This is a genomic window from Methylomonas fluvii, from assembly GCF_014850975.1.
In the GTDB taxonomy this organism is placed as follows: domain Bacteria; phylum Pseudomonadota; class Gammaproteobacteria; order Methylococcales; family Methylomonadaceae; genus Methylomonas; species Methylomonas fluvii.
On sequence record NZ_JACXST010000001.1, the window covers coordinates 647,229 to 660,168 of the forward strand.

Consider the following 12,940-nt stretch of genomic DNA (forward strand, 5'->3'; position numbering starts at 1 on the left):
GCGGCGAGTTGAATCGCCTTGTATCCAAAGCCCAGCGGAGACCGCCTCTATGAATCAAAATAAGCCGGACGTTTTCAGCCAGCTGCATATCGACATCGCCCGCAATTCCACAGACGATTTCAATCTGTTCCACGATAGCCGGAAGTGGCAGAACATCAACGGCAATCCGTTTAATGGCCCGATTACCTTGGGGTTTCAGCTGGAGTCCTTGATCGAAGGCAAGATAGCCGATTATCGCCGGCAACATGACGAAGAAAAATTGCTAGCCGAACAGGGCTTGAACTTCAGCAATTACCAGTTTGCCTTTGCCAATGCCATTAAGCCGGGCCAGGCGATTGAAGTGGATATTAAAGACTCGGTATTTAAGAACGAACCGTCGCCAAGCTTGAGCAATCGGATTATCGTCAAGGCCGACGGCAAACTGGCTCTGACCGGCTATAAAAAAGAAACCGCTGAGCCGCTGTTTTTAGATCAGCCGGATTTGTCTCGGGTCGGCGAATTAAAAATCCAGCCTGACCGTTGTTTTTTGAATAATGGTTTTTTTCTAAAACGTAAGTTCATGATGACCAGCAATGCCAAGAATTTTCTGTGTGCATCGCTACGTGATCAAACCCAGTATTTCGACGAATTGCAGGATAAGGTGATTTTCCCGGAGATGTTTCCGTGCGCACTGCTCTCCAGTGCGTTACTGGAAAAAGCTTTGAAATGGCTGCACGATTTCGAGCGTAACCCCATGGTCTATACTTCGCACAAAATTTCTATCGACAGGCGCTGTTTGTCGCAGCTTAAAAGTAACGACGCGGTGCATATTTTGATCAAACCCGCGGCAGATTGCGCCGCGCACGATTTCGGCGATTTGAACGCCACACCCTTGGATTACGAATGTTATGGCCTCGTCAACAATCATAATGCCTTGTTGTTTAGAGCATTGATTTCGTTGGTGCCGCTGGAGTTAATCCGCAAGGCAATGGCATAAGTAACGCTGGATGCCGTTCGGTCTATTTTAAAGGGGATAAAATGAAATATTTGTTGTTGACGTTGCCGCTATTGCTGGCTGCTTGCGAAAAACCAGCGCCCACGGCATCAGCGCCCAGACCGGCTTTAGTGGTGACAGTAGGCGAACAAACCGCAGCCGCTCCTATCATATTGGTAGGTGAAATTCGCTCCCGCTACGAAAGTGCTCAAGGTTTTCGCATCAACGGCAAAATTATCGAACGCAATGTTGATACAGGCGCAGTGGTGACGAAAGGTCAGCTGTTGGCCAAACTGGATAGTATGGATACCGGTTTATCCACCCAAGCGGCGCAGGCGGAAGTCCGGGCGGCGGAAGCCGATTTAGCCTTGGCCCAAGCAGAGCTGGATAGGCAACGCCAATTACACGCCAGCAAATTCATTTCCAACCAGGCTTTGGATATTCAGGAAGCGCAATTCAAGGCCGCGGCGGCCAGGGTAAAGCAAACCCGCGCACAAGCCGCGGTAACCGGCAATCAGTCGCGCTACACGCAGTTACTGGCGGAGCGGGATGGCGTGGTTACCCGAGTTCAGGCCGAACCGGGCCAGGTGGTTGCTGCCGGCGAGCCTATTGTCCGTATCGCAGTGCCGGAGAATAAGGAAGTAGAAATAGCCGTTCCCGAGTCGCGCATGCTGGGCATTGCTGTTGATGTGCCGGCGGAAATCAGATTGTGGGCCAATCCCACTACCGTATACAAAGGTAAGGTTCGTGAAGTGGCACCGGCGGCCGATAATCTCACACGTACTTTTCAAGTACGTGTGGTTTTGCTGGATGCGGACGATTCGGTACGTTTGGGCATGACGGCCGGCGTCCGTTTTTATCATCAGGACACCAAGGATTTTTTATTACCCACCACAGCCCTCACTCAGCGTGAAGGTCAATCCGTCGTCTGGGTGGTGAATCCGACGAACGGTGAAGTTCAGCCTAGAACCGTTCAGGCTGGCGCGTTTCGCGAAGATGGCGTGTTGATTGCCGGCGGTATCCAAAAAGGCGAACAAGTAGTGGTGGCTGGGGTGCAAACTTTGATACCCGGCCAGAAAGTCCGGGCAACGCCGCTGCGGAGCCAACCATGAAATCGGGCTTCAATCTCTCCGAGTGGGCTTTGCGGCACCCGGCATTGGTTTTATATGCCATGTTGATGCTGACCTTGGTGGGGATGCTTTCGTATACCAGGCTGGGCCAGTCGGAAGATCCGCCGTTCACTTTCAAAGTGATGGTTATCCGCACCGGTTGGCCCGGTGCCAGCGCCCAGGAAGTGGAACAACAAGTCACCGATAAACTGGAAAAAAAACTCCAGGAAGTACCCTGGCTGGACAATTTACGCAGCTATTCCAGGCCGGGGGAATCGTTAATTTTTCTGTCGGCCAAGGACTCCACACCCGCGGCGCAAGTCCCGGATATTTTTTATCAAGTTCGCAAAAAAATCGGCGATATTGCTTATACCCTGCCGGCCGGCGTTGAAGGGCCGACGTTCAACGATGAGTTTGGGGATGTATACGGAAACTTGTATGCCTTGACCGGCGACGGCTACGACTATGCGGAACTGAAGCGTCACGCGGAAACCTTGCGCGCCGAACTGCTCAGAGTGAACGATGTCGCCAAGGTCGATTTTTTCGGCGAGCAGAAACAACGCATTTACGTCGAATTGTCCAATGCCAAATTAGCGACCATCGGCATCGACGTAGCCACCTTGCTTCGCACCTTGCAAGCGCAGAATCTGGTGACAGGTAGCGGTAATTTCGATTCTGAAAACGAGCATATTCGAATTGCGGTAACCGGTCGTTACGATAGATTGGAAGAGCTGCGGGACGTGCGTTTTCGCGCCAATAACAACGAATTTCGGCTGGGCGATGTCGCCAAAGTCAGCCGCGGCTTTGAAGATCCTCCCAAGGACCGGGTGCGCTATCAAGGCCATGACGCGCTGTTGATCGGTGTGGCGATGCGTGCTGGCGGCGATATCATCAAGCTGGGCCGCGATCTGGACCAGGCCGTGGTAACTACCCAAGCCCAATTGCCGGTGGGTTTGGAATTGCATACTGTGTCTTCGCAGCCGAAAGCGGTGCAGCGCTCGGTTAACGAGTTTGCCAAATCGCTGACCGAAGCGGTCGTCATAGTATTAGGCGTTAGCCTGCTGTCGTTGGGTTTACGCACCGGCATCGTGGTCGCGATCACGATTCCGGTGGTGTTGGCGGTCACTTTTTGGCTGATGCATCTGTTTGGCGTTGGCTTGCATAAAATTTCCCTGGGTGCGTTGATTTTGGCCTTGGGCTTGTTGGTGGACGATGCCATTATCGCCGTGGAAATGATGGCTTCTAAGATGGAACAGGGTTGGGATAGAACCCGTGCTGCCGCATTTGCCTATACATCCACCGCCATGCCGATGCTGAGCGGCACATTAGTCACGGCTGCCGGCTTTTTGCCGATTGCCACGGCCGCGTCTTCTACCGGCGAATACACCCGCTCGATCTTTCAAGTGGTGGTCATCGCCTTATTGGTATCCTGGTTCGCGGCGGTAGTGTTTGTACCGTATTTAGGCCATCGCTTGTTGCCTGACTTGAGCAAGGGACAAGAGCAAGCGTCGAGTTGGGCGCGGATTTGGGCCAAGTTACGGAAAAAACCACATGCCGAACAGCCCAATAACCACGCCCACGAGCTATATCAAACGCCGTTTTATCTGCGCTTCCGAAAACTGGTGGCCGCTTGCGTTATCCACCGTTGGCTAGTGATTTTTTTAACCATAGCCATGTTTATTACATCAATTTTCGGTTTTAAGTTTGTTCAGCAACAGTTTTTTCCGGACTCCACTCGGCCAGAGTTAATCGTCGATTTGCGCTTGGCGGAAGGCGTGTCATATGCCGCTACCGAAGCCGATGTGAAAAAACTGGAGGCATGGCTGGATAAGCAAAGCGGCATCGACAACTACGTGGCTTATGTTGGCAACGGCAGTCCGCGCTTTTATTTGCCTTTGGATCAGCAACTACCGCAACGCAGCTTTGCGCAGTTTGTAATCTTGACCGATGGCCCTGCGGAGCGAGAACAGCTGCGCGATAAACTCATACACTTATTCGAACAGGATTTTCCGGATATGCGCGGTAGCGTATTACGTTTGGAGAATGGCCCGCCGGTAGGTTTTCCCGTGCAATTCAGAGTCTCCGGGCCGGATTTATTAACGCTACGCACGATTGCTCATCAGGTGGCGGATGTGATGCGCGCCAATCCTTATCCGTCCAACGTGCAGTTGGATTGGGAAGAGCCGGTGAAAGTGGTGCGCGTGAATGTTGACCAATCTAAAGCCAGATTGCTGGGGATTAGTTCCAGCGATATTGCCAATATTGTCAATGGTGCGCTACAAGGCTTGTATGTGACCGAATTTCGCGAAGGCATCGAGCGCATCGACTTATTGGTGCGTGGCGCCGAAATCGAACGTAAGCATTTATCGCGGCTGCAAAATTTGATGATTCCGATCCCCGGCGGACGCAGTGTGCCCCTGTCGCAGGTCGCGGAACTGGAATACGGTTTTGAGGAAGGTTTGATTTGGCGGCGTAATCGTATTCCTACCGTCACGGTGCGTGCGAATTTGTATGGCAATATGCAGGCGCCAATGGTGTCGGCACAGATAGAAGAACAATTGGTCGACATAAAGCGGCAATTACCGCCCGGCTACCGCCTGGAGACCGGCGGCGCGGTGGAAGAATCGGCTAAGGGCGGCGATTCGGTGGCTGCCGGTATGCCTTTGTTCTTTTTAACAGTATTAACTGTTCTGATGATTCAGCTGCACAGTTTTTCGCGGATGGCCCTGGTGTTATTAACAGCGCCGCTCGGTTTGATCGGCGTGACCTTGTTTTTGTTGATTTTTCAACAACCGTTCGGCTTTGTGGCGATGTTGGGCACCATCGCACTTTCCGGAATGATCATGCGTAATTCGGTGATTCTTGTCGATCAAATCGATCAGGATAAGCAGGCCGGGCGTTCGGATTTTGATGCGATTGTCGATTCGACGGTGCGCCGGTTCCGGCCTATCGTACTAACGGCGGCGGCGGCAATATTGGCGATGATTCCCCTCACCCACAGCGCGTTTTTCGGGCCGATGGCGGTGGCGATTATGGGGGGGTTGACTGTTGCGACTGCATTAACTCTGCTGTTTTTGCCGGCTTTGTATGCAGCTTGGTTCAGAATCGCAGTTTAATTGTTAAGAACAATATCGCAGCGCTTATGCGGGTATCGGCTATTTTCGCGGTTCCCGCGCCCCGGTCTGCACAGGGGACAAGCTTTGCGGGAACACATTATCAATGCTTAGCCAAGTGTTATAGGTATTTTTAGGCTAAGGAAATACGGATGGTGGTTTTCAGTTTTTATTAAAGTGATAAACGTCGCCGAATTTGCCTTTTAAGGTCATCGATTTATCGGTTTTTTCCTGCAAGGCAAAGATGTCGAATTTATCCGGTCTACCCAAAATGGCGATTTTCAATTTACCGCCTTCAATTTCATAAGCCACGGGCGATTGGTCGTAAAAAGTACCTTCGCGCGGGATGTGGGTGATAGTGACTTTGCCGTCTTTAAAGGTCCAAGTATCTTCGCGCTTAATGGTTTCCGTGGAGGTAACCGATTTTTTGGTATATTCCAATTTCCAGCTGCCTTGTACTTCTTCATTGGATTGCAGCGGAACATCCGCAAAACTCAGGCCGGAAAATACGGATAAGCCGAGTAAAACTGCGGTTAATTTGATTTTTTTCATAGTGCTCTCCCGTTGGTAAATAACAAGAGAATCATTCTACGCTCAGGTAGTGGCAAAGTATCTTTATATTATTGTGGTAAATCGGCAAGTGCTTACACCGCTTATTCAAACGCGGTGATTACCTCGCTTTCCAACTTGCCGGCTTCCAGCCAGGCGTTTACAGCCGGGCAGGCCAGCACCGAGTCCACATAAGCCTGCGCCTCTTTATTGGTTGCCAATTGATAACTGTGAAATCGCAAGGCGACGGGGGCGAACATCGCATCGACTATCGTAAAACGCCCAAATAACCACGGACCGTCGTGGCGGTGCAGTTGCCGGTAGTGTTGCCAAATTTCACCGAGACGTTCGATGTCCGGATGCACCGCTTCCGGTAAGGGTTTGGCAGAGGGTTTGCGCTTGCAATTCATGCCGCAATAGGTACGTAGCGCAGTAAATCCGGAATGCATTTCGGCAGCTAAGGAGCGGGCCGCAGCGCGTTCGGCAAAATCCTCCGGCCAGCCTTGGGTTTGCGGAAAGCGTTCTGCCAGATATTCCAATATTGCCAGCGAATCCCAAACCTTAAGCTCAGCATCCAGCAAAACCGGTACTTTACCGGTCGGCGAGTATTGCAGCAGCTTGTCTTTCGAATCCTCTCGATACAGCGGGATGCGGATTTCCGTGAAATCGATGTCGTGATATTTCAAAAACAACCAAGGCCGTAACGACCAAGATGAGTAATTTTTGTTACCGATGACTAAGGACAGACTCATAAACGAAAACTCCTTTGCAGATTATGGATCGAGAATTTATTAAATCGGATATCGTCGTCCCGGAGAATGAGGGAACCCAGGGAAATTAAAGGCCCTGTTCCACCCACAAGGGATTGACATCGAAGAACGCCTTTAGGTATCAGCGCATCATTCCCGCCGTTTTATAATAATTAACCGCATAGAGCAATGCCATTTTGCAACGGACGTTTAGTTGGGGTCTACGGCTGTGCTATTCAACGGATGGAATCAGCGGCAAATCTTGGTTTAGCAACAATCCTCACCGATGTCTTCAAACCAAATCTTTGGCGATTGAGCAATAAAACGGCTCATCAACTCGATGCAGACGGGGTCGTTCAATTCCACAATCTTGACGCCGGCTTCTCTTAGCCAGTCCAGATGCCCGGAAAAATTGCTTGATTCACCGATCACCACCGTGCCGATGTTGAATTGCCGAATCAATCCCGAGCAATACCAGCACGGCGCCAAGGTGGTGACCAAAATTTTATCGCGGTAACTGGTTTGCCGGCCGGCTTTGCGGAAGGCATCGGTTTCGCCGTGCACAGACGGATCGTTATCTTGCACGCGGCGGTTGCGGCCGCGGCCCAGCAAGGTGCCATCAGCATCGAACAAGGCTGCGCCCACCGGCACGCCGCCTTCGTCAAAACCGGCTTTTGCTTCGGCAAAGGCAACGGCGAGCATCTCGTGATAGTTCATCGCAAATCCTAAAATCAATTGGGTAGGGTTGAAAATCGGTTCTACAAGGGTCGGGTAGATGGGTACTGGCTTAAGTTGAGTTTTGGGGGCTCCAAAAACCTTTTTGAAAAAAGGGGGAGATTTTCCAAATCTAAGCGCCTCGATCCGCTATTGCCAATAAGCCAACACAATGCCAACAAACACTGCCAGACCAAACCAGTTATTGTTTAAAAATGCTTTGAAACAACTGGGTTTATCGAAATGAAAAATCAGTTTCTGTTGGTAAACCGCCAGACCGCTGGCGACCAACAGACCGGCGTAATAGGGCCAACTTAGTTGTTGCATCGTGCCCACTGTAACCAACAAGCCCATAATCACAACTTGTAGACCAGCGGTAATTTCCCGCACCCGTTTGCCGAACAAAATGGCTGTGGATTTCACGCCGATTTTCAAATCATCGTCGATGTCCACCATCGCATACATAGTGTCGTACACCAGCGCCCACAGCAGAACCGCTAGATATAAAATCCAGCCCATCAAGGGGATTTCATTGGTTTGCGCGGCAAACGCCATGGGTACCGCAAACCCAAATGCCGCGCCCAGGTAAGCCTGGGGCAAATGGGTAAAGCGCTTCATAAACGGATAACTGGCCGCTAAAAACGCGCCGATGAACGACAAACCGATGGTGTACCAGTTCATCAGCAACACCAAGCCAAATGCAGTTAGACACAACACCGCAAACACGACCAAAGCTTCCTTGGGCTTAACCTTCCCGGCCGCGATGGGCCGCAACTTGGTGCGATCGACATGCGGATCGAAATCCTTATCGGCGTAGTCATTAATCACGCAACCGGCAGCGCGCATCAGCACGACGCCCAGCGTAAACACCATCAAAACCAATAAATCCGGTTTGCCGTCACCGGCAATCCATAAGGCCCATAATGTCGGCCACAGCAGTATGAAAATGCCGATGGGTTTGTCGAAGCGGGCCAGGAGCCAGTATTGGTGGAGGCGGTCGGTTAAGTTCATTTTAATAGTTAAATCTGATAGGGTTTCAAAAATGTAGTTAGGTGCCTGGTTTTAGAGTGGTTAAGAAAACAATCCACTGAAATCATCAGACCACAGCGAACTTGCCCGATTCGGAAAAAAGTAAGCACTGCCTCCTGAATCAATAAATCCACTCTGCTGGGGGAAAAGATTGCTTTTGCTAACAAAACCGACACCGATTACAGCATCTCGGTTTGGGGTAGAAAGAAAATTGCTCACACCTAGCCGCAAGGCCGTTGCTGGTTCTGACGAGTCTTTATCCTGGGACGCAATTGAGATGAGTCGCTCTGCGTCTACCCCAAATAACTCAACCCAAAAAAGACCACTACGACTGCCAGATAATTGCTTTTTCGCAGAATCGCTCAACGTGTCAAAAATAGCCTTTATGAGTGTGTCGTCTTTGCCGCTTTGGACTGTAAATGCTAACGCACCACCCGCTTTTGTCCCAATGACCATTGTTTCTCGGTTACGAGTATCGGAAATTTCATCAATTACTGAACGAGCCTCTTTAGGATTTGATGTGCTCGGAAAAGAACTTAGCTGCCGAATATCAAAATCAGTTATTTTGAGGCTCGAACCATCTGGTAGGGTCGTACTTTGTCCAAAAATAACGTGTTTACTAATTTGCTTCGCCAGTTCTGTTCGAGATTTATAGTCCTTTGGAAGTCGATCAGGAACGGTTAGGACAACTGAAAGGCCAGTTTGAAGCCCTTTCCGCGTTGTTTGAAGATAAGTCCACAATAACCCATAGAAATCCAACACTTCTTGCCTATGAATTTTTCGTCCCTTGTTTGTCGAAATCGATTTGCACTCGACTTCTAGGCCATTTGATCCAAGTTCCTCAATGAAAAGGTCAAATGAGCCAATCCCGGTCAACTCTGGCCAACTAATTTTCAGTCCACGCTGAGCAAAATGCGTTGCCGCGCTAAGCTCCAGTAGTAATGCGCGCATATCGTCCGGGTTTTTCAGCGCACCGTGAATTCGCCTTTTGAGCTGTTCAGCGAATTGTTTTGGTGACGTGTCCATGATGGATAGTGCTTGAGAAGCAAAGCTTGCAGCAGGATAAATGGCTTGGTTGTTAAACTCCCAAGATGGAACAGTGCCGAATTTTGTAGTTAGCTCGCGTAAGCGTTCAAGTTGGAAGGCGATCGAATTTTCACTTTGAATGTAATCAACAAGAAAGATATTTCCCTTTATATCTTGCTTTAGTAGTGCAACTCGATTTTTCCAATGTTGATCACCTATAACTTCGGCGAATCTTTTATAGATTTCTGGGATTTCCCATGTATGTATTTCAGTAGGGATCATCGTCCAAACTCAGACGTGTTGTGACAAATATTCTTCAGCTGCTTGTTTTGCTGAAGCAATTTCTTCGTCCACATCGGCGCTATGTACCAGTTGGTCATTTTCCAATGCGGCCAATATCGACATTTCCTCGTTATCGAACATGGTCTTCCCCTTGGTAACGTTTTTGGCTTTGCAAATTGAAACAATGGTTTTAAAGGCATTGGATATGCCTGCTTTAGAAGGGGGAAAAATCGCGGAAACCAGAAAACCTAAACCAAATCATCCAAATCCACACCCAACGCTTCGGCTATCTTTTTCAATACAGCCACGGTTCCAGTGCGCTTACCGCATTCAATTTGGGCGATACTGGCTTGGGCCATGTTGCAGCTCTCGGCCAGCCCCGCCTGAGTCAGACCGCGATGTTCGCGCCATACTTTGATTTTGTTCTCGCCATTCAACAGCCGATTGACGATTTCGGCGGGAACCAGTTCGTCTTCGCTCGCCAGGGCTTGGTCAAAGGTCGCGATGTCATCCAGCATTTCCGCCTTTTCCAACAGTTTTTCGTAGTCGGCGACGGGCACAACCGCATATTGTTTTTGGCCGTTTTGTTCGATAAATTGCACGCTCATTTGTAAATATCTCCCCGGCTACCAACCTTAAGCACTTCTATAATCAGCACATCGTGCAATTTGCGGTAAATCGCACGGTAACCGCCAATTCGCAATCTAAAGCCTTCTCTGCCTTCCAGTTTTTTTATGTCCAGTCCGTCTTCGTGATCAATTGCCATCTGCTCGAATGCTTTTTTGAATTGTTCGGCTACTCTAAGCGGCATTTTGAGTAATGCTTTGGCAGCAGTTTTTCGATAGAGGACTTGATACATTAGTCGATAATAGCATTTAGTTATAAATAATAGCTAAAATAAATAACAAAATTCGAGTCGCATTTGCGTATCTTGGCTATTAGCTGTCAGTTGCCAGTTTTATCTCTAATCGTCTGAATAATCGAAGTCGTCGAATGCCCCTCAATAAACGACAAAATCTTCACTTCGCCGCCGTTGGCTAATACGCTTTCGTGGCCGGCTATACTGGTGATGTCGGTGTAGTCGCCGCCTTTGACCAGGATGTCGGGCAGTAATTGGTCGATGACTTCTTTTGGCGTGTCTTGTTCGAATTCCACCACCCAGTCTACGCATTCCAAGGCCGCCAGCATTTCCATTCGATGATCCAGTTTGTTCACGGGGCGCTCCGGGCCTTTCAGGCGTTGCACCGAGGCGTCGCTGTTGACTAACACCACCAAGCGATCACCCAGGGTTTTAGCCTGTTGCAGATAGCGGACATGGCCGGGATGCAGGATGTCGAAACAGCCATTGGTGGCGACGATTTTCTCGCCGTTTTGTTTGGCCGCGGCGCGTTCTGCGAGCAGGTCCGGCAGGCTGCAGACGCCTTTGTGGTGGGCGCGCGGGCCTTGCAAGGCATTGGCCAATTCGTCGGTATTCACAGTGGCGGTACCCATTTTGCCGACGACGATGCCGGCCCCGATATTGGCCAGTTGCGTGGCTTCGGCCAGCGTTTTTTTTGCGGCCAAACTGGCGGCTAATACGGAAATAACCGTATCACCGGCGCCGGTGACGTCGAATACCTCGCGGGCATGCGTTGGTAGATGTAAGGGTTCTTCATTCTTGCTGAGCAGGGTCATGCCGTTTTCGCCGCGGGTGACCAGCAAGGCTTGCAGTTCCAGGTCGCTTAGCAAATTCATGCCGCGTTCGACGATTTGTGCTTGGTCGGCGCAGCGGCCCACTACTGCCTCAAATTCGCTGAGGTTGGGCGTGATCAGCGTGGCTTGACGGTATATCGAAAAATCGCTGCCTTTCGGATCGACCAACACCGGTTTGTTCAGCTGCTTCGCCAATTTGATGAATTGTTGCACTTGGCTTAGGGTGCCTTTGCCGTAATCAGACAGTACGATGACTTGCGATTGCATCATTTCGGCGTGGTATAGATGCAGTAACGCGTCGCTATCGACATTGTTAAAACCGTCTTCAAAATCCAGGCGGATTAGTTGTTGATGGCGGCTCATCACTCGTAATTTGGTGATGGTGGGATAACCCGGCACCGCCTGAAACAGACACAAAACCTTGGCCTGTTGCAGCAAGGTTTTCAAAGCCGCCGCCGCTTCGTCTTCGCCGGTAAAACCCAGCAAGGACACTTTGGCGCCCAGTGCGGCGATATTCAATGCCACGTTACCGGCCCCGCCGGCGCGTTGTTCGTCTTGTTTGACGTGCACCACCGGTACCGGCGCTTCCGGGGATATTCTGGAAGTTGCGCCGTGCCAGTAACGGTCCAGCATCAGGTCGCCGACCACCAGCACGCGGGCGGTTGAATAGTTGGGTAATTGCATGGCTTTGGGGGCTTATCCGTGATTCGAAGGGTGCTATTATAGCCGCAACCCGTCATGATTAAGGTGCAAACCATGAGCGTTAAAATCTATCACAACCCGCGTTGCGGCAAATCCCGCGACACCTTGAAATTACTGGAAGCGCAAGGCGTCACGCCGGAGGTTGTGGAATATCTCAAATCCCCGCCTACCGCCGCTGAATTGCAAGATATTCTGACCAAACTCAACATCAAGCCGCGCGAGTTGATGCGTACCAAAGAGCCGGAATACAAAGACAACGGCCTGGATGATAAATCCTTAAGCGATGCTGATTTGATCGAAGCGATGATCAGAATCCCCAAATTGATCGAACGGCCCATCGTCTTGAAAGATGGCAAAGCCGCCATCGGCCGGCCGCCGGAAAACGTGTTGGCGATACTCTGATGGCGAAAATCCTGATTGTTTATTACAGTCGCGACGGCAGCACTATGCGGATGGCACAACAGATCGGTCGGGGCGTGGAGTCGGTGGCCGGCGCGGAAGCGGTGTTGCGCACGGTGCCGGAAGTGTCGGCGGTGTGCGAGAAAATCGCCGATAGCATTCCCGATGTCGGCGCGCCGTATGCAAGCTTGCAAGATCTGGAAACCTGCGACGGCTTGGCGCTCGGCAGCCCTACGCATTTCGGCAATATGGCGGCTTCGTTAAAGCATTTTCTGGATGGCACGACCGCGTTGTGGTTTTCCGGTGCGTTGTCCGGCAAACCGGCCGGCGTATTTACGTCCACCGGCAGCATGCACGGCGGTCAGGAAACCACGCTGTTATCGATGATGCTGCCCTTGATGCATCACGGCATGTTGTTGATGAGCCTACCGTGCAACGAAATCGCCCTGCGCGAAACGGTCAGCGGCGGCACGCCTTACGGGCCCAGCCATGTCGCCGACACCGATGCGGAACTCACCGAGCACGAAAAACGCTTGTGCTGGGTGCTAGGGGAACGTCTAGCAAAAACGGCACTGGCGTTGCGAGCCGGCTAATCCGTTGAGC

Annotated in this window: 14 protein-coding genes; 5 read left to right on the forward strand and 9 right to left on the reverse strand. The window is 50.9% G+C overall.

All coding sequences use genetic code 11. The features are described 5' to 3' along the window. Positions 1-49: 49 nt before the first annotated feature. From EBB_RS03055 to EBB_RS03065, 3 genes are read left to right on the forward strand one after another with little or no spacing between them, the layout of a single operon-like run. A complete protein-coding gene (locus EBB_RS03055) occupies positions 50-976 on the forward strand; it encodes a hypothetical protein (RefSeq protein ID WP_192392411.1) in 927 nt (308 codons plus the stop codon). 41 nt (positions 977-1,017) lie between these two features. Then, positions 1,018-2,085 carry an efflux RND transporter periplasmic adaptor subunit gene (locus tag EBB_RS03060; RefSeq protein ID WP_192392412.1) on the forward strand — a complete coding sequence of 356 codons (1,068 nt, stop codon included), beginning with the start codon at positions 1,018-1,020 and terminating at the stop codon, positions 2,083-2,085. After that, positions 2,082-5,198, forward strand: a complete 3,117-nt coding sequence (locus EBB_RS03065; protein WP_192392413.1) for an efflux RND transporter permease subunit — start codon at positions 2,082-2,084, stop codon at positions 5,196-5,198. Before EBB_RS03060 ends, EBB_RS03065 begins: the two co-directional genes overlap by 4 nt. 159 nt (positions 5,199-5,357) lie before the next feature. Here the strand turns inward: EBB_RS03065 and EBB_RS03070 are convergent, their stop codons facing one another. From EBB_RS03070 to hldE, 9 genes are all read right to left on the reverse strand, one after another. Further along, positions 5,358-5,747, reverse strand: a complete 390-nt coding sequence (locus tag EBB_RS03070) for a lipocalin family protein (protein WP_192392414.1) — start codon at positions 5,745-5,747, stop codon at positions 5,358-5,360. Positions 5,748-5,848: 101 nt separating this feature from the next. Then, positions 5,849-6,496, reverse strand: coding sequence for a glutathione S-transferase family protein (locus tag EBB_RS03075; RefSeq protein ID WP_192392415.1), 648 nt, complete (start codon positions 6,494-6,496; stop codon positions 5,849-5,851). Positions 6,497-6,760: 264 nt separating this feature from the next. Next, positions 6,761-7,210: a nucleoside deaminase gene (locus tag EBB_RS03080; protein WP_192392416.1), complete on the reverse strand. Its 450-nt coding sequence runs from the start codon at positions 7,208-7,210 to the stop codon at positions 6,761-6,763. A 147-nt stretch (positions 7,211-7,357) separates the two neighbouring features. Continuing rightward, positions 7,358-8,218 carry a 4-hydroxybenzoate octaprenyltransferase gene (ubiA, locus tag EBB_RS03085; protein ID WP_192392417.1) on the reverse strand — a complete coding sequence of 287 codons (861 nt, stop codon included), beginning with the start codon at positions 8,216-8,218 and terminating at the stop codon, positions 7,358-7,360. A 60-nt stretch (positions 8,219-8,278) separates the two neighbouring features. Beyond that, on the reverse strand, positions 8,279-9,544 hold the full coding sequence (locus EBB_RS03090) for a hypothetical protein (RefSeq protein WP_192392418.1): 1,266 nt from the start codon (positions 9,542-9,544) through the stop codon (positions 8,279-8,281). A 9-nt stretch (positions 9,545-9,553) separates the two neighbouring features. Then, positions 9,554-9,685: a hypothetical protein gene (locus EBB_RS26400; protein ID WP_306789983.1), complete on the reverse strand. Its 132-nt coding sequence runs from the start codon at positions 9,683-9,685 to the stop codon at positions 9,554-9,556. A 107-nt stretch (positions 9,686-9,792) separates the two neighbouring features. Then, a complete protein-coding gene (locus EBB_RS03095; protein WP_192392419.1) occupies positions 9,793-10,152 on the reverse strand; it encodes a helix-turn-helix domain-containing protein in 360 nt (119 codons plus the stop codon). After that, positions 10,149-10,403, reverse strand: coding sequence for a type II toxin-antitoxin system RelE family toxin (locus tag EBB_RS03100; protein WP_192392420.1), 255 nt, complete (start codon positions 10,401-10,403; stop codon positions 10,149-10,151). Before EBB_RS03100 ends, EBB_RS03095 begins: the two co-directional genes overlap by 4 nt. A gap of 86 nt (positions 10,404-10,489) precedes the next feature. Beyond that, entirely contained in the window at positions 10,490-11,920 is a 1,431-nt protein-coding gene (gene hldE, locus EBB_RS03105; protein WP_192392421.1) for a bifunctional D-glycero-beta-D-manno-heptose-7-phosphate kinase/D-glycero-beta-D-manno-heptose 1-phosphate adenylyltransferase HldE, read from the reverse strand. A 72-nt stretch (positions 11,921-11,992) separates the two neighbouring features. Between hldE and arsC the strand changes: the two genes are divergently transcribed. Both arsC and wrbA read left to right on the forward strand, forming a co-directional pair. Then, positions 11,993-12,340 carry an arsenate reductase (glutaredoxin) gene (arsC, locus tag EBB_RS03110; protein ID WP_036276172.1) on the forward strand — a complete coding sequence of 116 codons (348 nt, stop codon included), beginning with the start codon at positions 11,993-11,995 and terminating at the stop codon, positions 12,338-12,340. Continuing rightward, positions 12,340-12,930 carry an NAD(P)H:quinone oxidoreductase gene (gene wrbA / locus EBB_RS03115; RefSeq protein ID WP_192392422.1) on the forward strand — a complete coding sequence of 197 codons (591 nt, stop codon included), beginning with the start codon at positions 12,340-12,342 and terminating at the stop codon, positions 12,928-12,930. The genes arsC and wrbA overlap by 1 nt, the downstream gene beginning before the upstream one ends. Positions 12,931-12,940 lie beyond the last annotated feature (10 nt).

Coding starts and splice junctions, on each gene's coding strand:
- EBB_RS03055 (WP_192392411.1), top strand. CDS start 50: ATGAATCAAAATAAGCCGGACGTTTTCAGCCAGCTGCATATCGACATC.
- EBB_RS03060 (WP_192392412.1), top strand. CDS start 1,018: ATGAAATATTTGTTGTTGACGTTGCCGCTATTGCTGGCTGCTTGCGAA.
- EBB_RS03065 (WP_192392413.1), top strand. CDS start 2,082: ATGAAATCGGGCTTCAATCTCTCCGAGTGGGCTTTGCGGCACCCGGCA.
- EBB_RS03070 (WP_192392414.1), bottom strand. CDS start 5,747: ATGAAAAAAATCAAATTAACCGCAGTTTTACTCGGCTTATCCGTATTT.
- EBB_RS03075 (WP_192392415.1), bottom strand. CDS start 6,496: ATGAGTCTGTCCTTAGTCATCGGTAACAAAAATTACTCATCTTGGTCG.
- EBB_RS03080 (WP_192392416.1), bottom strand. CDS start 7,210: ATGAACTATCACGAGATGCTCGCCGTTGCCTTTGCCGAAGCAAAAGCC.
- ubiA (WP_192392417.1), bottom strand. CDS start 8,218: ATGAACTTAACCGACCGCCTCCACCAATACTGGCTCCTGGCCCGCTTC.
- EBB_RS03090 (WP_192392418.1), bottom strand. CDS start 9,544: ATGATCCCTACTGAAATACATACATGGGAAATCCCAGAAATCTATAAA.
- EBB_RS26400 (WP_306789983.1), bottom strand. CDS start 9,685: ATGTTCGATAACGAGGAAATGTCGATATTGGCCGCATTGGAAAATGAC.
- EBB_RS03095 (WP_192392419.1), bottom strand. CDS start 10,152: ATGAGCGTGCAATTTATCGAACAAAACGGCCAAAAACAATATGCGGTT.
- EBB_RS03100 (WP_192392420.1), bottom strand. CDS start 10,403: ATGTATCAAGTCCTCTATCGAAAAACTGCTGCCAAAGCATTACTCAAA.
- hldE (WP_192392421.1), bottom strand. CDS start 11,920: ATGCAATTACCCAACTATTCAACCGCCCGCGTGCTGGTGGTCGGCGAC.
- arsC (WP_036276172.1), top strand. CDS start 11,993: ATGAGCGTTAAAATCTATCACAACCCGCGTTGCGGCAAATCCCGCGAC.
- wrbA (WP_192392422.1), top strand. CDS start 12,340: ATGGCGAAAATCCTGATTGTTTATTACAGTCGCGACGGCAGCACTATG.